The organism is Planobispora longispora (genome assembly GCF_016863135.1).
Lineage (GTDB): Bacteria > Actinomycetota > Actinomycetes > Streptosporangiales > Streptosporangiaceae > Planobispora > Planobispora longispora.
The window spans coordinates 56,330-76,559 of the sequence record NZ_BOOH01000013.1 but is presented as its reverse complement, the minus strand read 5'-3'; the positions used below and the strand labels follow the sequence as shown (position 1 = coordinate 76,559).

At 71.3% G+C, this 20,230-nt stretch carries 16 protein-coding genes; 5 read left to right on the top strand and 11 right to left on the bottom strand.

What is annotated here, in order from left to right:
• Nucleotides 1-232 precede the first annotated feature (232 nt).
• Together Plo01_RS07210 and Plo01_RS07205 are read left to right on the top strand one after the other, a co-directional pair.
• On the top strand, nucleotides 233-1,324 hold the full coding sequence (locus tag Plo01_RS07210) for an AI-2E family transporter (protein WP_203889723.1): 1,092 nt from the start codon (nucleotides 233-235) through the stop codon (nucleotides 1,322-1,324).
• A gap of 41 nt (nucleotides 1,325-1,365) precedes the next feature.
• Entirely contained in the window at nucleotides 1,366-2,076 is a 711-nt protein-coding gene (locus Plo01_RS07205) for a helix-turn-helix domain-containing protein (RefSeq protein ID WP_203889722.1), read from the top strand.
• On the opposite strand, the gene Plo01_RS07200 is transcribed toward Plo01_RS07205, so the two are convergent.
• The 11 genes from Plo01_RS07200 to Plo01_RS07150 form a co-directional block, all read right to left on the bottom strand.
• Nucleotides 2,055-2,924, bottom strand: coding sequence for a hypothetical protein (locus Plo01_RS07200; RefSeq protein WP_203889721.1), 870 nt, complete (start codon nucleotides 2,922-2,924; stop codon nucleotides 2,055-2,057). The two genes, Plo01_RS07205 and Plo01_RS07200, sit on opposite strands and share 22 nt — an antisense overlap.
• A 133-nt stretch (nucleotides 2,925-3,057) precedes the next feature.
• Nucleotides 3,058-4,704, bottom strand: coding sequence for an AMP-binding protein (locus tag Plo01_RS07195; RefSeq protein WP_203889720.1), 1,647 nt, complete (start codon nucleotides 4,702-4,704; stop codon nucleotides 3,058-3,060).
• A gap of 60 nt (nucleotides 4,705-4,764) precedes the next feature.
• Entirely contained in the window at nucleotides 4,765-5,604 is an 840-nt protein-coding gene (locus Plo01_RS07190) for a PhzF family phenazine biosynthesis protein (RefSeq protein WP_239315991.1), read from the bottom strand.
• Nucleotides 5,605-5,771: 167 nt separating this feature from the next.
• Nucleotides 5,772-7,583 carry a vWA domain-containing protein gene (locus Plo01_RS07185; RefSeq protein WP_203889719.1) on the bottom strand — a complete coding sequence of 604 codons (1,812 nt, stop codon included), beginning with the start codon at nucleotides 7,581-7,583 and terminating at the stop codon, nucleotides 5,772-5,774.
• 5 nt (nucleotides 7,584-7,588) lie between these two features.
• Nucleotides 7,589-8,650 carry an ATP-binding protein gene (locus Plo01_RS07180; RefSeq protein ID WP_203889718.1) on the bottom strand — a complete coding sequence of 354 codons (1,062 nt, stop codon included), beginning with the start codon at nucleotides 8,648-8,650 and terminating at the stop codon, nucleotides 7,589-7,591.
• A gap of 92 nt (nucleotides 8,651-8,742) precedes the next feature.
• Nucleotides 8,743-10,131 (bottom strand): putative hexosyltransferase, encoded by a 1,389-nt coding sequence (locus Plo01_RS07175; protein ID WP_239315989.1) that lies wholly within the window; start codon nucleotides 10,129-10,131, stop codon nucleotides 8,743-8,745.
• 122 nt (nucleotides 10,132-10,253) lie between these two features.
• Nucleotides 10,254-11,465, bottom strand: a complete 1,212-nt coding sequence (locus Plo01_RS07170; RefSeq protein ID WP_239315968.1) for an MFS transporter — start codon at nucleotides 11,463-11,465, stop codon at nucleotides 10,254-10,256.
• A gap of 202 nt (nucleotides 11,466-11,667) precedes the next feature.
• Complete coding sequence (locus Plo01_RS07165; RefSeq protein WP_203889716.1) at nucleotides 11,668-13,494, bottom strand: chitinase; 1,827 nt, start codon at nucleotides 13,492-13,494, stop codon at nucleotides 11,668-11,670.
• 79 nt (nucleotides 13,495-13,573) lie between these two features.
• Complete coding sequence (locus Plo01_RS07160) at nucleotides 13,574-15,016, bottom strand: carbohydrate-binding protein (RefSeq protein ID WP_203889715.1); 1,443 nt, start codon at nucleotides 15,014-15,016, stop codon at nucleotides 13,574-13,576.
• Nucleotides 15,017-15,028: 12 nt separating this feature from the next.
• Nucleotides 15,029-16,651, bottom strand: coding sequence for a chitinase (locus Plo01_RS07155; RefSeq protein ID WP_203889714.1), 1,623 nt, complete (start codon nucleotides 16,649-16,651; stop codon nucleotides 15,029-15,031).
• 568 nt (nucleotides 16,652-17,219) lie between these two features.
• Nucleotides 17,220-17,891: a nitroreductase family protein gene (locus Plo01_RS07150; protein WP_203889713.1), complete on the bottom strand. Its 672-nt coding sequence runs from the start codon at nucleotides 17,889-17,891 to the stop codon at nucleotides 17,220-17,222.
• Nucleotides 17,892-18,050: 159 nt separating this feature from the next.
• Between Plo01_RS07150 and Plo01_RS07145 the strand changes: the two genes are divergently transcribed.
• The 3 genes from Plo01_RS07145 to Plo01_RS07135 all read left to right on the top strand — a co-directional run bounded on the left by Plo01_RS07145 (nucleotide 18,051) and on the right by Plo01_RS07135 (nucleotide 20,182).
• On the top strand, nucleotides 18,051-18,524 hold the full coding sequence (locus Plo01_RS07145) for an Lrp/AsnC family transcriptional regulator (RefSeq protein WP_203889712.1): 474 nt from the start codon (nucleotides 18,051-18,053) through the stop codon (nucleotides 18,522-18,524).
• 121 nt (nucleotides 18,525-18,645) lie between these two features.
• Entirely contained in the window at nucleotides 18,646-19,296 is a 651-nt protein-coding gene (gene leuE, locus Plo01_RS07140) for a leucine efflux protein LeuE (RefSeq protein ID WP_203889711.1), read from the top strand.
• Nucleotides 19,297-19,537: 241 nt separating this feature from the next.
• The gene (locus tag Plo01_RS07135; RefSeq protein ID WP_203889710.1) at nucleotides 19,538-20,182 is read left to right on the top strand and encodes a VC0807 family protein; all 645 of its coding nucleotides are present in this window, start codon (nucleotides 19,538-19,540) and stop codon (nucleotides 20,180-20,182) included.
• Nucleotides 20,183-20,230 lie beyond the last annotated feature (48 nt).

Here is a 20,230-nt window from a genome sequence, read left to right as displayed (position 1 = left end):
CTCAACCTTACTCCGCCATCTGACTCTTGTCGAATCAGACTTTGCCGGGCACAACCGTCCCACGGCAAGGTGGTGATCAGAGGAGGGTTCCCGAGCTTTGGCGATCTCCGCCAACCCGCTCGGGCCTGAGAACTCTATGTACGAGTCCCCGCTCCGTCAAATCGACATCCAGTCCAACAAGACCGCCTCCCTCTCGCTGGGCCGTCACCCCCCAGTCGGGTAAGTAGCCACCATGACAGAGCAGAGAACGCTGCCCAGGGCCTTCATCGTGCTCGTGTGCACCGCGGGCGCGGTGATCACACTGGCCGGTGTCAGGGAGGTCGCCTCGATCATCGGCCCTCTGCTCCTGTCCCTCGTGCTCGTCATCGCGGTCTCCCCGGTCAGGACCAGGCTCCAGAGCCGCGGCGCGCCCCACTGGCTGCTGATCGCGGCGCCCCTGACCATCGTCCTGCTCGTCCTGCTCGGCATGGTGGCGATCCTGACGGTCTCGGTGGCGCAGCTGACGGTCCTGGCCCCGACCTACGCCCCGCAGTTCAGAGAGCTCGTCTTCGAGGCGCAGGACCTCGCGGCCAAGCTGGGCATCGGCACCAGTCAGATCAACCAGGCGATCAGGACGTTCGATCCCGGCAGGATCTTCGGCCTCCTGCAGGGGTTCATCACGGGACTGCTCGGGGTGTTCTCCAGCCTCGTCCTGATCATCGTTCTCCTGCTCGCCATGTGCCTGGACGCGCAGGCCTTCTCGCGGATCCTCTCCTCCGGGGCCGAGCACCGGCCGAAGCTCATCGACGCCCTGGCCGACTTCGCCCGCAACACCCGCCGCTACCTCGTCGTCTCCACGATCTTCGGCATCATCTGCTCCGCGCTGGACATCGCCGTGCTCTGGCTCCTGGGCGTACCGCTCCCCCTGCTCTGGGGCGTGCTGGCACTGATCACCAACTACATCCCGAACATCGGCTTCGTCCTCGGGCTTCTCCCGCCCGCCCTGCTGGGCCTGCTGGAGGGCGGGATACAGGCCATGCTCTCGGTGATCGTGGCCTACATGGCGATCAACTTCGTGGTCCAGTCGCTCATCCAGCCCAAGTACCTCGGCGACGCGGTGGGCCTGTCCACGACGGTGACGTTCCTCTCCCTCATCGTGTGGACGTTCGTGCTCGGTCCGCTGGGCGCTCTGCTGGCCATCCCCCTCAGCCTGCTGACCCGCGCCCTGCTGATCGACAGCGATCCGCACGGGGGGTGGGCGGCGGCGCTCATCTCGGGCAAGGCCCCGCCACCCGAAGGCCCGCGCCCCGGCGTTCCCGGGGCACCGGCGTCCCCGGCTCCCTGAAGCCCCGCACCCGGCCGAGCGGCTCGCCGTACCCTGGGAACGTGTACCGCGAATGGGCTCCGGACCCTGCTTTCACCGGGCGGCTCGTCTGTCTCTGGACGAGCACCGCGGAGCTCCCCGCGACCAAGCTGGTCGTGCCGGACGGCTGCGTCGACCTGATCTGGGGTCCCGGCGGTCCTCATGTGGCCGGGCCCGACACCGGCCCGATGTCCGTGCGGCTGTCCCCCGGCGAACGCCACACCGGGGTCCGGTTCCGGCCCGGTGCGGTGGGCGAGGTCTTCGGGGTGCCCGTGGAGGCCCTGCGCGACCAGCGGGTGCCGCTGGCCGACCTGGGCGCGCTCCCCGGTCTCACCGTGGAGACGATGACCGCGCGGACGATGTCGCCCGAGGCGGTCACCGCCGAGACCATCCAGGACGCGCTGGCCGTACGGCTGCGCGCGACGCCCTCCCCCGACCCGGCCGCGCCCGCGATCGCCGAGGCGCTGCGGGCGGGACGGAGCGTCGGCGAGGTGGCCTGGGAGCTCGGGCTGGGCCAACGGCAGCTGCACCGGCGGTGCGTGCGGGCGTTCGGGTACGGTCCCAAGGTCCTGCAGCGGGTCGTCCGGTTCCAGCGGGCGCTGCGGCTGGCCCGGCACGGCCTCGCACTGGCCGAGGTGGCGCTGGCCAGCGGCTACGCCGATCAGGCGCACATGACCAACGACGTGAGGCGACTGGCCGGGGTCCCCATCGGTCAGCTCGTCAGCCGCCCGTAGGCCTTCAGGGTCTTCAGCCGCTCCACGGTGAGGAACCCGCCCCACTCGTGGGCCACGACGGGCGTCCACATCGGGAAGTTGGGCACCCAGCCGCCGTCGTCCGTCTGCTGGTCGATCAGCGCGTCGAGGTGCTGTTCGATCACCTCGTCGGCGAAGAGCGGGAGCTCGCCGGGCTCGGGGGCGAAGTCCAGCGGGAAGTGCGCCTCGCCGGAGGCGTCCGGGTCGAGGGCCACGGTGGCCAGGATCGCCTCGCGGAGTCGCGCGAACTCCCGGTGGGCCCGCTCGCGGTCCGGGACGCGCTCCAGGAAGTTCACGATCGCCCGCGCGTTGTAGGGCTGGACTTCGGTCGTCGCCTCGATCGCGGCCCAGGTGAACTCGGTGGCCGGGGCCAGCCAGGGGTGGGCGACCTTGTGCTCGTGCAGCAGGCCCGCGATCGAGGCGGTGGGGATCAGGTAGCCGGGCGGGTCGTCGGGGGTCTCCCACCAGGGGGCGCGGGGGGTGGCGCGGACGCTGGGCAGCACGAACGGCACGCCTCCGTCCCCGGTGGTGATGGTCATCAGGTAGTCGCAGGCCCCGGTCACCATCGGGTCGTCGAAGGCGTCCAGCTCGTCGAGGATCCAGAACGCCACCTCGACCGGTTCCGGCTGGCTCCCCGGCCCGCGCAGGTCGGGTTCGAGCGCGTTGCCGAATCCGCCGTCGGCGTTCTGGTAGGCACGCAGCACGGCCAGCACCCGGTCCGGCGATCCGGCGCCCATCAGCCTCTCGTAGCGCAGCCGGTCGATCAGGCGGGCGTTGAGCATCAGGTAACGCTCGGCCGCGGCGAGCGCGTCAGCGGTCAAGGTCTTCATGATCCTGACCGTACGCCCCGTCCTCCGCGGCGTCTTGTAAGAATCGGACGATCACCTTCGGCTCCCCGCGAACCCGCGACTCCACAAACCCGCGGGACCGCGGGACCGCGGAGAACCGCGGGGGCGACGGGAACTACAGGGACCGCAGGAGGTGCCCGCGGCCGAACTCGGCGAACCGCTCGTGCAGAGCGCGCCGCGCCGGGCCGGTCAGCAGGATGTAGCGGAGATCCCGGTCCGGGCTCCACCACACCGGGTCGGCGCACTCCCAGCGTTCCCGGCGCAGGTCGCGCTTGTCCACCTTGTTGGTGGCGGTGAGCGGCATCTCCGGGACGATCCTGACGAACATGGGCGCCCACTTGGTGCCGAGGTCGGGCTGGGTGCGGAGGAAGGCGGCGAAGGCGGCGGGGTCGAACGGGCCGTCGAGCTCCAGGGCCGCCATGACCTGGTCTCCGGTACGGGGGTCCGGCACGGGGTAGACCGCGCACATGACGGTCCCGGGGAAGCGGGACAGGACGCGCTCGACCGGGGCCGCGGCGAAGTTCTCGCTGTCCACCCGGAGCCGGTCGGCGTCCCGGCCCGCGAAGTAGAAGTAGCCGGACTCGTCCCGGTAGCCCAGGTCGCCGCTCCAGTACCAGCCGCCGCGCAGGCGCTGGGCGTCGGCCTCGGGGTCGGCGTAGTAGCCCTCGAAGGCGGGGGCGTCCCGGCGGACGATCTCCCCGATGGCCTGGTCGCCGTTGAGCAGCCGGCCGGTGCGGTCGAAGCGGGCGCGCGGGCACTCCAGGCCGGTCTCGGTGTCGTGGACGGCGACGTCCATCTCCTCCGGGGGGAATCCGAGGGCTTCCGGCGGGGTGCCGGGGATCTTGTTGATGGTGATCGCGCCCTCGGAGGAGCCGTACCCCTCGATGATCCTGACGCCGAACCGCCGGGCGAACTCGGCCATGTCCCGGGTGGACGCCTCGGTGCCGAACGCGGTCTTCAGCGGGTTGTCCGCGTCGCCGGGGAGTTCGGGAGCGGCGAGGATGTAGGCGAGGGCGCGGCCGACGTAGTTGAAGTAGGTGGCTCCGTACCGGCGGATGTCGGGCAGGAAGCCCGAGGCGCTGAAGCGCCGCCGCATCGCGACCGTCGCCCCGGCGTAGGTCGCCATGGCCAGGTTCGCCATGATCGCGTTTCCGTGGAAGAGCGGCATCGCGAGGTATGTCACGCTGCCCCGGTCGATCCCGAACTGCCAGCCCCGCCGGCCGATCGCGGCCAGCCGTCCCTGCCCGCAGATCACGGCCTTCGGCGCCCCCGTGGAGCCGGATGTGAACAGCAGCAGCAGCCGCTCCCCCGGTCCGATCTCCGGCGGCTCCGTCTCGCCGCCGGGAGGGGCGTCGAGGAGGGCGCCGTAGCCGGGGTCGTCCACCCGCAGGACGCGGTCGGGCGGGATGTCGGTCTTCAGTCCGTCGAGCAGGCCGTACCCGGCGGAGTCGGTCACGATGAACAGGCAGTCGGTGTGGCGGATGTCCGCGGCCAGTTCCTCGCCCCGCCGGGTCGGGTTGATCCCGACCACCGCCGCCCCGGACAGGGCGGCGGCGAAGATCCACAGGATGTACTCGGGGACGTTCTCCAGCAGCACGCCGATGTGGAAGGGCCGCTCCCGCTCGCGGAGGCCGAGCGCCAGGGCGGCCCGGCGCTCGGCCTCCCGGACGAGCCGGGCCCAGGTGTAGCTCTCGTCCTCGAACAGCAGCCCCGGGTGATCGTCGTCGGCCCTGGCCCGGATCAGTTCCGCGAATGTCGCCACACCCGGATCTTGAGCAAGTGCTTGGTTTAAGTCAAGGAGCCGTCCGTCGCGGGAGGCGGGTCAGGGAGTCGTCATCGCGACGGCCCAGCCGCCCACCCGGGTACGGCCGTCCGCCGCGGCGATCGACCCCTTCAGCTCGCTCGGCCGGCCCATGTCCACGCCCTGGATGACCGTGAAGTCCCGCACCGTGGACCCCAGGGCCCGCAGGTAGCCGCCGAACGCCGCGGCGGCCGCGCCGGTCGCCGGATCCTCGACCACCCCGCCGATCGGGAACGGGTTGCGCGAGTGGTAACGCCCGTCGTGCTCCCGCCAGAACAGGTTCACGGTCGTCCAGCCGCGCCGGGTCATGACCTCCTTCAGCGCGTCGAAGTCGTAGCGGAGGTCCGCCAGCCGGGCGCGGGAGACCGCCGCGATCATCGGGTGGTCGTTCCCGGCGAACGCGACGTGCGGCGGGAACTCCTTGTCGAGATCGTCGCGCGACCAGTCCATCGCGGCGAGCAGTTCGTCGAGCGCGTCCTCGGCCATGGGCTCCGAGCGCGTGGGCACGCTGGTGAGGGTGGCCCGCAGCGTGTCGCCGTCCACCTCGACGTCCACGACGATCTCGCCCGCGTTGGCGGTGAAGGTCAGCGGCCCCACGCCGATGCGCTCGGCCAGGGCCACCGAGGTGGCGATCGTCGCGTGCCCGCAGAAGTCCACCTCCGCCGAGGGGGCGAAGTAACGGATCCGGTAGGCGCGCGCCGCGTCGTCGCGCGAGGTCAGGAAGGCCGTCTCGGAGTATCCCACCTCGGCGGCGAGGGCGAGCATCTCGGCGTCGGAGAGCCCGGCGGCGTCGAGGACGATCCCGGCGGGGTTGCCGCCCTCGGGGTCGTGGGTGAAAGCGGTGTAGCGGAGGATTGCCACATTTTTCGTCACACCTCCGGAACCTAACAGCTCCCCTCCCCGGGGATCCGGCCGTCGCCCCTGTCGTGGAGGACCGTAAGGAAGCCCTGTCCCGGATGCCACTTCATCCGGGGAAAGGGGCGTCACCAAGCCCGGTGTCGCCTCATCCGGTAGCGCCTCATCCGGTGTCACTTCATCCGGAAGACCGGCCCCTTCGCGGCGAAGGGGAGCCTCGCCCCCTCGGGCACCAGGAAGGCGTGCTCCCGGCGGATGCGGAGCACGTCGCACCACCCGTCGGTGATCACCAGGATCGGGCCGCCGGGCGGGAAGTCCTCGGCCCGCTCCAGCAGGTTGATCCCGGGCTGGAGCACGGTCCCGCCCCGGCCGCGGACCCGGACCCGGTTCGCGATCTCCTCCACCGGGAGGTACCCGGCGTCGTAGGCGGCGGCGTCGCAGAACACCACCCGGGCCCGGGGGACGTCGCGCGCCACCGCGTAGGAGGCGATCGCGCCCAGGGCCTTGCCCAGGAGTTTGGCGTCCATCGAGCCCGAGGTGTCCAGGACCACCCCGAACGTCGCCTGCCGGACGAGCTCCTCGGGGCGGACCCATCCGGGACGCGGGATGTCCGGGCTGGAGGCCTGGCGGCGGGAGGCGCGGGCGTAGGAGCGGCGCCTGTCCGCCGAGGGCACGTGCTCGTCGAACCAGCGGGCCAGCGCCGCGTCCCAGGGCAGCGGCGGCTGGTCCAGCGCCCGGATCTCCTGCTCCAGGCCCGCGGGCAGGTAGCCCCGGCCGCTGTTGTGGTGGTAGGCGAGCCCGGTGCACAGGGCGTTGCGGTAGTAGTCGTCGAGGTCGACGTGGCGGCCGGGGACGCCCGGGCGCGGGATCGGGCGGTCGAGCACGTCGCCGAGGCCGCGCCCGCGCAGCGTGGCGAGCTTGCGCAGGCGGCGCAGGTCGGTGGCGATCCGGTCGTAGACGGCCTCGGCCGACAGCCCCGCGAGCGACTGGTCGTACAGCAGGCCCTCGGGCATCTCGCCGACGGCCATCTCCACCAGCCAGCCGTTGATCACGTAGTCGGCGGCGATGTTCCACAGGTACGGGTCGCGCCCGCCGACGCGCTCGCCGTGGCGGAGCGCGGCGTGCAGCATCTCGTGGGCCAGGACGAAGCGCCACTCCTCGACCGACATGCGCACCAGGGGATTGACGTAGATCTCGGCGGCCTCGGAGCTGACGGCGGCGACGGAGATGTCCCAGCCCTTGGCGAGCTCCGCCTCCGCCACGACCTTCATGCCCGCGGCGAGGGCGCCCAGCAGCGGATAGGACGAGACGAACCAGCGCAGCGCCAGGTCCCACGGCCCCTCGACGTGCTTGTCCGCCGTGGATCGCGGCGTGCCCGCGAGGTCCAGCGCGGCCGTGGCCGTGTCGGCGACGCCGATCGCGAAGTCCCGCTGGAAGTCCGTGTACTTGGCCGTCTCCTCGTCTCCGATCACGAAGTCGGGCGGGCCGAGCGGCGTGTACTCGGGCGGCAGGCCGAGGCGGCGCCACCGCTCCGACAGCGTGGTCTCGTCCTCGGCCGGCAGCTCGGCCGGGAGCGGCTCGGGGCAGCGGCCGATCTTGAGGGTGCGCAGGAAGCGGTCCACGGCCAGGCAGCAGGCGGCCCGGTAGGCGGGGTCGGGCAGGAAGCTCCTGGTCCGGCGGTCACCGGTCGCCTCGCCGACGTCCCTGGACAGCGCCGAGCGGGGGTCGGCGTGGCCGAAACCGAGGTGGAGCAGCAGGTGCGCGAAGACCCAGGCCCACTCCTCGGGTTCGGCCCGGCGCCGGGGGTGGTGGTGGATCCACCCGTCGGCGGAGACCGTGGCCCAGGTCTCCGGCGCGAACTCGCCGTCCCGCGCGACGTTGAGGTAGGCGTTGTACGCCCGGAAGAGCGGGTGACGGTCGACGAGGCGCCAGCCCTGCTCCACCTTCTCGCGCCACGGGTCGGTCTTGGCCTTCTGCCTGCCCATCGGCCTCAGCTCCGCGCCGCGACGAGCCGGGGCAGGTCCCTGCCCACCTCGACGAGGAACCAGGTGGGCAGGGCCGGGGCGCCGTTGGCGTCGTTGGCGATGACGAGCTGCGCGCACTCCAGGGAGATCTCGGCCAGCTCGACCAGGAGCGTCTTCGCGCGGAAGGCGAGGTCGCGGCCGCGGGCGGACGCGCCGCGCTTGTCGGCCGGGAGCTCCTTCATCAGGCGGGCGCGGAAGGTCTCCGACAGGAAGTAGAGCAGGTCGCGGTCCTCGGGGGCGCGCGGCCAGGGGGCCTCGCCCTTGATCACGGCGTCGAGGTCGTAGGCGTGCCGGACGGTCTTGACGTAGGCGCGGAAGGCCGAGGCGTGGGCGGTGGTGAGGGTGCCGAAGGCCAGCATGGCGAGGGTCTCGTCGTCGAGGCCGTCGCCGTAGGAGTTCATGACGTCGGAGAGCATGTGCCAGGCGCGCGGTGAGGAGAACGGCTCCTCGGTCTTGGGCGGGGCGCTCCACAGGTGGTCCGGGCGCTGGATGAGGTACTCGACGATCCACGGGTGGATGCCGTTGCCGGTGGCCCAGGTGAGCCAGTCGGTGGCCGAGGCCCGCAGGTGCACGTGGACCAGCCGGTTGACCAGCGCCGAGGCCATCGGCCTGGCCAGCGCGTTGTCGGTGGCGCGGTTGCCCGCGCCGATCACGACCGAGCCCTCCGGGAGCTCGTAGGCGCCGATGCGGCGGTCGAGGATGAGGGAGTAGAACGCCTTCTGCACCTCGGGCGCGGAGGCGTTCAGCTCGTCGAGGAACAGGCAGTACGGCTCGTCCCGCGCGATCGTCTCCGGCGGGGCGAACCGGCTGCGCCCGCCGACCAGCTCCGGCACGCCGATGAGGTCCTCGGGGGCGAGCTGGGTGCCCAGCAGCGTCACGCACTCCAGCCCGAGCGAGTCGGCGAAGTCGCGCACGAGCGAGCTCTTGCCGATGCCCGGCGCCCCCCAGAGGAACACCGGGCGCACGACGGCGACGTGCAGCAGCACGCCCGGCAGCTGCGCCGGAGTGACGGTGACGGTTGCCTGCATGACCTCAAGAGTGGCAAGGCGCCCATGACGACCGCACCGGGTTTTTCACGCGTCTCGCCCGGAAACGGAGATCTCACGCGGGGATGGAGATCTCACGCGGAGACGGAGACCGGTCCGGGCGGAGGGCCTCCGGGCTCCACCGCCGCGGCCCGGGAGACGCGGCGCTCCCAGGGCAGGGCGAGGGCGAGGATCGGCAGCAGCACGATCGAGGCCCGGGACCAGATCGAGTGCAGGTGCCACCAGGTGGTGGTGTCGAACTGTGTCATGTAGAGATATCCGTACCCCGCCCAGAGGCAGACGCCCAGGATGGCGGGCCAGGCGAAGCGGGTGGGGCGGGCGACCAGGAACGGCATGAACCACAGCAGGTACTGCGTGCCGAGGCGGGGGGTGACGACCATGAAGGCCAGCAGCATCGCCGCGGTGACGTCCACCGGGTCGGCACGGCGCCAGAAGAAGGCGACCAGCAGCAGCGTGATGTAGATCAGACGGGTGCCGAAGGTGGTGAGATCGGGGCGGAGCGCCCAGTCGCCGTCGGTGAACCACGGGGTGTAGCCCCACTCGCCGACGATCGGGCGGATGTCCCCGATCGTGCGCAGGGCCTGGATGACCTCCCCCAGGGAGGCGTTCAGGAAGAGCGGTTCGGTGACGACGAAGAAGACGGGCGCGACGCCGGTGGCCACGAACGCCACGACGCGGGCGCGCACGGTCGGCAGCAGCAGGAGCATGCCGGGGATCAGCCAGATCGGCCAGCTCTTGGCGCACAGGGCCAGGCCCATCAGCAGCCCGGCGAACAGGGCCCGGCGCAGCGTGTCCCGCTCGCCCTCGCGCGGGGCGAGCGCCCGCGCCAGCGCGGGGCGCGCCGCGGCGGCCAGGTCGCGCACCGCGCCGCCGAACCCGAGGGCCGACACCCGCTCGCGCACCAGAGCGACCGGGTCGTCGCGCAGGCCCGGACGGTCGGGGTCGCCGGGACCGCGGGCCACCACGAAGGCCGCGACGCCGAAGACCAGCGCGACCGGCTCGACCTGGCCGTGGATCGAGGCGACGAGGACCGCCAGGGGGTTGCAGGCGTACTGGAAGGCGCGAAGGTTGGCGGCGGCCCCTCCGGCGAGCTTGCCCACCAGCGGGATCAGGATGATGTCGGCGACCACCGTGACCAGGCGTCCGCCCCACTCCCACGGGATGCCCAGCCAGAGCAGCAGGCCGTACACGTACGGGATCATCGGCAGGAAATGCCAGCCGCCCTCGCTGCCGATGACGGGGTCCTGCCCTCGCAGGACCGCGTCGCCGGCGGGTTTGAAGCTCTCGACGAAGTCGACCGGCTGCCACTCGCTCTCGGCGGCGAAGGCCATGATGAGCACCCGGAAGCCGATCCCGACCGCGAGCACGACGGGCAGCGACGGGCGCCAGCCCTTCCACTGCGCGACCAGAGCGAGCACGACACCTGTGACGAGGATGGTCCCCGTGGGAATTGCGTAGTCCATGACGGCCACTAGCCTGCCGGAACTCGCGCGCGGACAACCACTCGAACGCCGAAACGATACCGCTCTCCCAGTTTGCGAGCACCGTCCGGAACGGCTCCCTCACCCCGGGTGAGGGCGCCTCCTCAGCGCGGCGGGCCGGAGGACCCGGGCGCCCCCGACCCCCCGGCCCCCGTGGAGCCCGACGGGAACGCCTTCCATGTGTAGAGAATGGCGGCCGCCGCGGTCACGGCGAGCAGCACGTACCCGACGGCGTAGGTCCCGAAGGACGAGTAGACCACGCCCATCACCAGCGGCGGGAAGTAGCCGCCCAGGCCCCCGGCCGCGCCCACCAGACCGGTCACGGTGCCGACGCGCGAGGGCTCGACGAGCTTGGCGACCAGGGCGAACACGCCGCCGCTGCCGAGGCCGAGGAAGAAGGCCATGAGCACGAAGCCCGCTCCCGCGGGGACCTCCAGGGGCGGGTTCAGCATCAGGACGAGCGCCATGACCACCGCCCCGGCGAGGGCGATGAGCAGCACCCTGACCGGGCCGAGCCGGTCGGAGACGATCCCGCCGAGCGGCCGGGCGATCACCGCGGCGATCGAGAAGCCCGCGGCGCGGAGACCGGCGTCGGTCTGGCTGAACGCGTACACGTTCTGCAGCAGGGTGGGCAGGTAGGTGGAGAAGGCGACGAACCCGCCGAAGACGACGGCGTAGAGGAACGCGCACTGCCAGGTCGCCTTGAGCCTCATGGCCTCGCGCATGCGGGGCAGCGCGGGCGCGGTGGAGGGCGTCCAGCCGGGCGCGTTCCGGCTGAACAGCAGCATGACGACGCCGGTGACGGCGAGCAGGCCGGCCATCAGCAGGTGGGTCTGGAGCCGGCCGGCGGACTCGACCAGGCGGGGGGTGAGGAACGCCGAGAGCGCCGTGCCGCCCATGCCCGCGCCGAAGACTCCGGTGGCGAAGCCGCGGCGGGCCGGTTCGTACCAGGCGTTGACGAAGGGCACGCCGACCGCGAACGAGGTGCCGGCGACGCCGAGCACGAATCCCCACAGCAGCAGCGTGCCGTACGACTCGGACAGGCCGACGAGGACCACCGGGACGATCGCGGCGAAGGAGATGACTCCGAACATCAGCCGCCCGCCGAACCTGTCGGCCAGGATCCCGACGGGGATCCGGCCCAGGGAGCCGACCAGCACGGGGATCGCCACCAGCATGGACGTCTGGGTCGGCGACAGGTCGAGCTGCCTGCTGTAGGTCCTGGCCAGCGGGCCGATCAGGTTCCACGCCCAGAAGGTGATCGTGAACGCGGCCGTGGCGAGCGCCAGGTTCGTCCCTTGACCCCTGTGAGCCATTTCGCGAAGTTCATCCCCCATGGGGGCTCTCTACCCCGCTGGTCGGGGTGCGCACTCCTGCGGCCGTGCGCCGGGCGGGGAACCCGGGCGGGACACGGCGGAAAACGCCGCGCCGCCGGGAGTCCGTCTCTCCCGGCGGCGGCGGTTACCTCGCCGCCGGGAGTCCGTCTCTCCCGGCGGCGAGGGGTCTGCGAGGGGCCCGTCAGCCGAGTCCGTCGAGGTAGGCCCGGTGGTTGCGGGAGAACTCGAACCCGTTGTACCGGTCCCAGTTGATCGACCAGGTCATCAGGCCGCGCAGCTTCGGATAGACCCCCTTCGGCTTGTACGGCCCGCAGTTCGTCCCCTTCGCCAGGCAGTCGAAGGCCTTCTGCACCTCGGCCACCGTGGTGAAGCCGTTGCCGGCCCAGGGCGCGGCGGGCAGGCCGATGGCCACCTGCTCCTGACGCAGGGGCGGGAAGACGTTGGCCGCGTTCCCCATGATCGGGAAGCCCGCGAGCAGCATGTCGGTCATGGCCACGTGGAAGTCGTGCGTGCCCATGGTGTGGAACTGGCCGTCCAGGCCCATGATCGGCCCGGAGTTGTAGTCCTGGACGTGCAGCAGGGTCAGGTCGTCGCGCATGGCGTGGATGACCGGCAGGTAGGAGGCGGCCCGCCGGTCGGCGGCGCCGTTCGGGCCGGGGCCGTAGAACTGATGGCCGAGCTGGACGAAGAACGTCTCGGGGGCCATGGTCAGCACGAACTTCGCGCCGTACTTCGCCTTGAGCGTCTTCAGCGCGGCGATCAGGTTGACGATCACCGGGGTGGTCGGGTTCGCCAGGTTCGTGTCGCCGTTGTCGAGGTAGAGCGAGTGGCCCTCGAAGTCGATGTCCAGCCCGTCGAGGCCGTACTTGTCGATGATCGCGCTCACCGACCGGACGAACGTGTCGCGCGCGGCCGCGCCGGTGAGCTGGACCTGGCCGTTCTGCCCGCCGATGGAGATCAGCACCTTCTTCCCGGCGGCCTGCTTGGCCCGGATCGCGGCGATGAACTCGGCCTCGGACTCGACGTTGGGGCACTCGGCGGCCGGGCACTGCCGGAAGCGGATGTCGCCGGAGGTCACCGAGGTGGGCTCGCCGAAGGACAGGTTGATGACGTCCCACTCGTCCGGCACGTCGGCCATCCGGACGTATCCCGATCCGTTGGCGAAGGAGGCGTGCAGGTAGCCGACGAGCACCCGCTCGGGCAGGTCGGTGGGCGGCGGGGTGTCGTCGCCGGTGGTCTTGCCGCTGACCGGGGGGCTGTAGGCCGAGCAGTTGCCGGAGCCGTCGCAGGCGCGCACGCGGAAGCCGTAGGTGGTGTTCTCGGCCAGCCCGGTGGCCGTGTAGCTCGTGGCGGCGCCCGCGCTGACGGCGGCGCCGTTGTCGCGGGAGACCTCGTAGCGGGCCACCGTTCCGGAGTCGTCGGTGGAGGCCGACCAGCTCAACGCCAGTGAGGTCGCCGTCGGGCTGCCCACGGCCAGGTTCGCCGGGACCGTCGGCGGGGTGGTGTCGGTCGGGGTGCCCTGACCGGGCGGGCCGTCCAGGACGACGTCGTCGGCCTGGTAGGCGCCCTGGCCGTACCAGCCGTTGACGTAGACCGTCACCGTCGTGGTCGACGGGCCGGTGGTGAAGGTCCGGGTCAGCTGGGTGTACGCCGACGGGGACGAGGCCCAGGTGCTCACGTCCCCGGTCCCGGTGCCCGTGGCGCCCAGGAAGACGTAGCCGCCGCGCACCCAGGCCGACAGCGAATACGACGAGTTCGGCTTGACGCTGACGGTCTGCGAGCAGCGGGCGGTGTCGGAGCCGGCCGGGGTCGCCTGCAGCGCCTTCGATCCGCCGTGCACCGGCGAGGACACCGCGGCCGCGCCGGAGGAGGCCGAGCAGGTCCAGCCGGTCAGCCCGTCCTCGAAACCGGGGTTGGTGGCGATGTTGGCCGCGTACGCGGGCGCGGCGGCCAGCACCGTGCCGCCCAGCGCCAGCGCGGTCACCGCCGCGAGCTTCCTGAATCTCATCCGGTCTGCCTCACAAGATCATGGGGGGTGTCATGGGCGTGCGGCCCGCGCCCCGGGGCGGGGGCGCGGGCCGTACCGGCTAGAAGCCTGCGGTGATCCTGGTGAACTCCCAGTCGGCCTGGGCGATGCCGCTGCAGTTGGAGGTGACGCCGCCGCCCGGGCAGGGACGGTCGCGGTTGACCGCCCAGTAGGCCAGGCGGGTCAGGCCCTTGGACCTGGCCCAGTTCGTGATCTGCTGCCAGGTCGCCGGGGAGGTCAGCTCCTGCTGGTCGGACAGGCCGTTCATGCCGGAGATGCCCATGCGGGCGTACGCCTGCGCGTCGGTGTAGCCGTAGGCGGACTTCAGCGCGTTCTTCAGGCCCTCGGAGGCGTTGACGGTGTCGGTGTAGATGTTGGAGCTGCCGAAGTCGAACGGCATGATCGTGAAGTTGTCGATCGGCACGTTCAGCGCCTTGGCCTGGTTGATCAGGCGGATGCCGTGGGCGTTCGGGCCGGTGCGGGTGGTGCCGAAGGTCACCACGACCTTGACGTTCGGGTTGTTCGCCTTGACGATCTTCAGGCCGTTGAGGATGCGGTCCTGGACCGTGTAGTTCTCGAACTCGTCGGTGTTCTCGATGTCGAAGTCGACGACCGCCGGTCCGACGGCGTTGATGACCTGCTGCACGGCGCCGGCGAAGGCCTGCGGGGTGGAGCAGTTCGGGCCGAGCTTGTTCCCGCTCCATCCGCCGAAGGAGATCTGCACGCTGCCGCCCGCGGCCTTGATCTGCGAGATGGCCTGCGCGTCGGCGCCGCCGGTCAGCGGCCGGTTGCCGTCCCAGGCCGGGGTGCAGCCGCCGCTGGAGAGGATGAACGCCATGGTGAAGGACTTGACGCCGGTGGCGTTCATGACGGTCGCCGGGCTCGGCGGGTTGCCCCAGCCCATGTAGAGGTACGGCGCGCCGGCCATCTTGCCGGGCGGGTCGGGGTTGGTGCAGCCGGCGGTGGTGCCTGTGACCTGGCTGCTGGCGACCGACTCGCCCTGGGCGTTGTACGCCTTGACGGTGTAGGTGTGGGTGGTGCAGGTCCCGAGGGAGCCGATCGTGGCGCTGGTCCCGGTGACCTGGGCGCGCTGGGTGCTTCCCTCGTAGACGCGGTAGCCGGTCACGGTGCCGGACGACGCGCCCCACGACAGGGAGATCGAGGAGTCGGTCGTGCCGGTCACCGACGGGGCGCCGGGCTGGCCGGGCGTGCCGGGCGGGTTCGTGGGGCCGCCGGTGGCGACCTTCCACAGGGCCGGGACGTTCGGCGGCTCCCAGCCGGGCAGCGAGGTGTGGGCCTGGATGGCCTGGTAGTCGACGCCGTTGTAGCTCACCTGCGCGCCGACGGCGTAGGAGGTGTACGGCTGCCAGGCGGGGGCGGCGGCGAGCACGGCGCTCGTCCGGGGCGCGGCGGCGGCCGCGGCGACGGTGGCGGTGGTGGCGATCCCGGCGGAGGTCATCGCCAGGGCGGCGAGTACGGCGACGGCCGTACGGCGTGATCTCATGAGCGTTCCTGCCTAGGGGAGGGTCGCGAGGTGCGGCTTGACGGTCTTGGAGAAGTTCCAGTTGTTCGAGGCGTCCCAGTTGATCGACCAGGTCATCGCGCCCCGGATCCCCGGGTAGGCGCGCGGCGGCACGAAGCTTCCGCAGCCGGTCCGGGTGGCCAGGCAGGTGAGCGCCTGGTTCACCAGGGAGGGGGCGACGATCCCGCCGCCGGCCGCGCCGGGCCCGGCGGGCAGGCCGAGCGCCACCTGGTCGGGGCGGAGGCCGTTCTCCAGCTGGATGCAGGCCAGCGCGGTCATGAAGTTGACCGTCCCCTGGGAGTAGGCGGCCATCTGGTCGCAGCCGAGCATCGAGCCGGAGTTGTAGAACTGGGTGTGGACGACGGTGAGGATGTCCTTGATGTTCAGCGCGAGCTTGAAGTACTCGGCGCCGGTCGACTGCATGTCGATGGTCTGCGGGGCCATCGTGATGATCAGGTTCGCGCCGGCCTTGGCGCGCAGCGAGCGCAGCGCCTGACCCATGTAGGTGGCGTTGAGGCCGTTCTCCAGGTCGATGTCGACGCCGTCGAAGCCGTACTGCTGCATCAGCGCGTAGACGGTGTCGGCGAACTTCGTCGCCGCCGTGGCGCTGGCCACCTGGACCCGGCCCAGCTCGCCGCCGACCGAGAGGATGACCTTCTGGCCGCGTGCCTTCAGGGTCGCGACGTCGGCCTTGAACTGGGCCTCGGTGTAGCCGCCGAGGGCGGTCGACAGGCCCGGGTCCACACCGAAGACGACCTCGCCGGGCGTGCTGGTGGCCTCGCCGAAGGAGACGGCGACCAGGTCGTACTCGGCGGGCACCGCGGAGAGCTTCAGCTCGACGGCGGCGTTGACGAAGTTGTGCCAGTAGCCGGTGAGGAAGTGCTTGGGCAGCGGGCTCGGCGGGCAGCCGGTGGTGGTGGCCGTGGCCTCGGCGCTGGCCGGTGACTCGCCCTCGGCGTTGTACGCCTTGACGGTGTAGGTGTGCGTCTCGCAGTCGCCCAGCCCGGAGATCGTGGCGCTGGTCCCGGTGACCTGCGCCCGCTGGGCGCTTCCCTCGTAGACGCGGTAACCGGTCACGGTGCCGGACGACGCTCCCCACGACAGCGCGATGCTCTTGGCCCCGCCGCTCGCGGTGGGCGTGCCGGGCTTGCCGGGCAGCACGGGGTCGGTCGGCCCGCCGTCGTCTCCGGCGCAGGCGGCGCCGTTGAGCTTGCAGTTCGCCGGCACGGCCGACGCCCCGCCGGGCGAGCCGAGGAATCCGAAGGTCACGCTGGCGCCGGGGGCGAGGGTGCCGTTCCAGCCGACGTTGGAGAAGGTGAAGTGCTGGCCGCTGCGGGTCAGGGCGGCGTCCCAGAAGGAGCCGACGCTCACCCCGGCGGGGAGGTCGAACTCGACCTTCCAGGAGGGGATCGTGGCGGCGGTCCCGTTCTTGATCGTGTACCTGCCCTCGAAGCCGGATCCCCAGTCACCGACCTTCGTGAACGTGGCGGTGGCCCCGGCGGCGGTGGCCGTGGCGGTCACGGCGGCCGGGGCGGCGTGGGCGGGGGGCGTGAGCGAGGCGACCGGCAGGAGCGCCGCCAGGGAGACGAGACATCGGACGATGACGCGAGATTTCACGTTGACCTCGTTGGACGCTGGTTCGGGGGGTGGCCGTACGGCTTGCGCCCGATCGGGGGGAGCTCCTCGGGAGGGGATCGAGGAGGGCGCGGCACAAGCCGTACGGCGGGAAGGGCGCCCTCCTGCCGTGCGAGGCCCGGCAGGAGGGCGCCCCGGCTCAACGGGGGGCGCGGAAGCTTGCAGAAGCTGTCAGGACCAGTAAGGCGGGGATGCGTTTCATGATCACTCACACGCGGGAGGGAACCGGGAGGTGAGGTGTGTCGGGACGGCCGACCCTCGGGTGGCGACGGCTCTCATCTTTGAGTTTCCGCAGCTGAACGTCTGTCTTCTCGATTTGGAACGGGATACGGATACTCCCGTTCGCAATTTCTTTTAGGAAAGTTTCCTAAGAGTTGTGGCGATCGTAGCTTTGACAGAGGCCGCTCACAAGGCCCAAAAGCTTTGATTTTCAACGATTGAGGAAGACGCGGCCCGAAGGGCCTGGGAAGGCGCGCTCCGAAGCGCGGAGCCCGTGCGGGAAGGCCCTGCGCGCCGCCCTTCCCGCACAGGCTCCATTCCGTCCGGCCGATTACCCGACCACCTGGGAAAACGGTTTGCGGACCAGATCCGGCACCTCCGCGTCGTGCGCGGCATAACCGATCGGGAACAGGATGTAGGGCCGTTCGTTGCCCGGCCGCCCGCAGATCTCGCTCAGGAACGCCATCGGGTTGGGCGTGTGGGTGAGCGTGGACAGACCCATCGTGTGCAGCGCCGCGATGAGGAACCCGCAGGCGATGCCGACGCTCTCGTTGACGTAGTAATGCTTGACCCGGGTGCCGTCCGGGCGCACGCCGTACTTCTCGGCGAAGCACACCACCAGCCACGGCGCCGTCTCCAGGTACTCCTTGTCGGAGCCCGTCTCCAGCGGGGCCAGGGCCTCGCGCCACTCCGGCGTCAGCCGCCCGCCCTCGTAGTTCTGCCGCTCCTCGACCTCGGCGGCCTCCCTGATCCGCCGCTTCGTCTCCGGGTCGCCGACGATCACGAACTTCCACGGCTGCTGGTGCGCCCCGGACGGCGCGGTGCCGGCCGCCTTGATCGCCAGCTCGACGCACTCGCGCGGCACCGGCTCGTCACTGAAGAAGCGCACGCTGCGCCGCCCGTCCATGTGCTCGTAGAACTCCCGGCCCCGGGCGATCATCTCCGGCTCGGGGTACCGGACCGGCCGGTACGGGACGAACGGGTGGGAGTGCTGCCGTGCCATGGTGACCTCCGCGGCTTCCTGCTGTTCAGATCCACCCTGGTTCAGGTGGCGAATATGCAGGCGTAGTGTGAATCTCACCGGCAGACCGGGCAACACCCCCGCCGTTCCACTGTCAGATCGTCAGTGCCGGCCGCGACCCGCATCCCGGAGGTGGACAGATTGGCAGTACGGAAGCACGGCCTGGACGATCTCGATCGCAGGCTCCTCCAGCTGATCAGGGAGCGCCCCCGGACCGGCCTGCTGGAGATCGCCCGCCTCCTCGGCGTCGCCCGGGGCACGGTCTCGGCCCGGCTCGACCGGATGGTCGCCGACGGCGTGATCACCGACTTCGGCCCGAACCTCTCCCCCCGCGCCCTCGGCTACCCGGTGCAGGCGTTCACCACCCTGGAGGTCGAGCAGGTCTCCCGCGCCGGCATCTCCGCCGCCCTGGGGGCGATCCCGGAGGTGCTGGAGGCCCACATCGTCACCGGTCCCGGCGACGTCTGGTGCCGCATCGCCGGCCGCGACCACGAGCACATCCAGGAGGTCATCGACCGCGCCCTGGCCATCCCGGGCGTACGGCGCAGCAGCACCGTGATCACCCTGTCCGCGGTCGTCCCCCACCGCGTCCACCCCCTGGCCGACCTCGGCTGACCCGCCTCCGCCCACGAAGCGCCCTCGCCGGAGGCCGCGGGCCGCGACCAGCCGCGGAGTGGTGAACGCGCCGGTGGGAGTACCGTGGTGCAGGATCCCCTCCGCCCCCTGGAGCACCACCATGTTCTTCGGCATCACCGACATCTGGGCCTACGCCATCGGCGCCTTCCTGATCATCCTGCTGCCCGGTCCCAACTCCCTCTACGTCCTGGCCACCGCCGCGCGGCACGGGGTGCGGCAGGGATACCTCGGGGCGGCGGGGGTGTTCGTCGGCGACACGGTCCTGATGGCCCTGGCGTCGGCCGGGGCCGCCTCGGTGCTGCAGAGCGCGCCGCTGCTGTTCGCCGTCGTGAAGTACGCCGGAGCCGCCTACCTGGGCTGGATGGGCTTCCAGATGATCCGGGGGGCCTGGCGGTCGTGGCGGTCCCCGCGGACGGCCGCCTCGGCGCAGGAGACCGCGGAGCCGGCCGCGAACCCGTTCCGCCGGGCGCTCGTCGTCAGCCTGCTCAACCCGAAGGCGATCCTGTTCTTCATCTCCTTCTTCATCGTGTTCGTGGACCCCGGCTACAGCGCGCCCGCCCTGTCGTTCCTCATCCTCGGCACGATCCTGCAGATCTTCAGCATGCTCTACCTGAGCGCGCTGATCTTCGGCGGCACCTACCTCGCCGCGCAGTTCCGGCAGCGGCGCAAGCTGGCGGCGGGCTTCACCGCGGGGACAGGCGCGCTCTTCCTCGGCTTCGGCGCGAAGCTGGCCACCGCCAGCATCGGCTGACTCCCCGCTCCACCATCCTTGATCAGCAAGAATGCGACACACCGTCGTGATCTGCCTCACACGGACAGGATGTCGAATTACCCGGTGGCGTCCGTACGCGCCCGGTAGCGTGAGTCGCCGGCGCACACCGGAGTAACCATTCCGCAAGTGCGTCTCAAGGCCCCGGCAGGCCTGGTCGTCTATTGCTGGGGTAGGCGCGAACTCCGAGCGCCGGTCGTATCCGCCGTCCCGTGGAGCAGCAGTGAGCCATACGCCCTTCACCCTTCCCCGCCTGACCGTGCTCGCCCGCCAGGCGGTGCCACGGCTCCTGGAAGCAGTCGTGGCGCCGCTCGCCGTCTTCTACACCGCCTTCGCCGTACTCGGCGAGAACGGCGCGATGATCGCGGTGGCCACCTGGGTGTACGCCGGGATCGGCTGGCGGCTGATCCGGCGGACCCGGGTGCCCGCGACGATGTTCCTCGCCGCCCTGGCGATCACCGCCCGCGCCCTGATCGGGATCTGGTCCGGGAGCATGACGGTCTTCTTCCTCCAGCCCGAGCTCGGCACGATCTGCATCAGCATGGTCTTCCTCGCCTCGGTGCGGCTGGGCCGCCCGCTGGTGCAGAAGCTGACCCTCGACTACGTCCACCTGCCCTCGGTGGTGCTGCGCAACGAGCGGGTCCGCCGCTTCTTCGCCCGCATCACCCTGCTGTGGGCCTTCGTGCTGCTGGCCAACTCCACCGTGAGCATCTGGCTCCTGCTCCACAACTCGGTCGGCACCTACCTGCTGACCCGCACCCTGATCGTCGCCGCCATCACCGGCACCGCCGCGACCTTCTCCATCTGGGCCTTCCGGCGCGTCCTGCGCCGCCTGCACCACGATCCCGCCCCCGCCCCCGCCGCCTGACCCTTCGACGGCCGCCGGGAGGTGCGGCGCCGGCAGGCCGGGGCGACC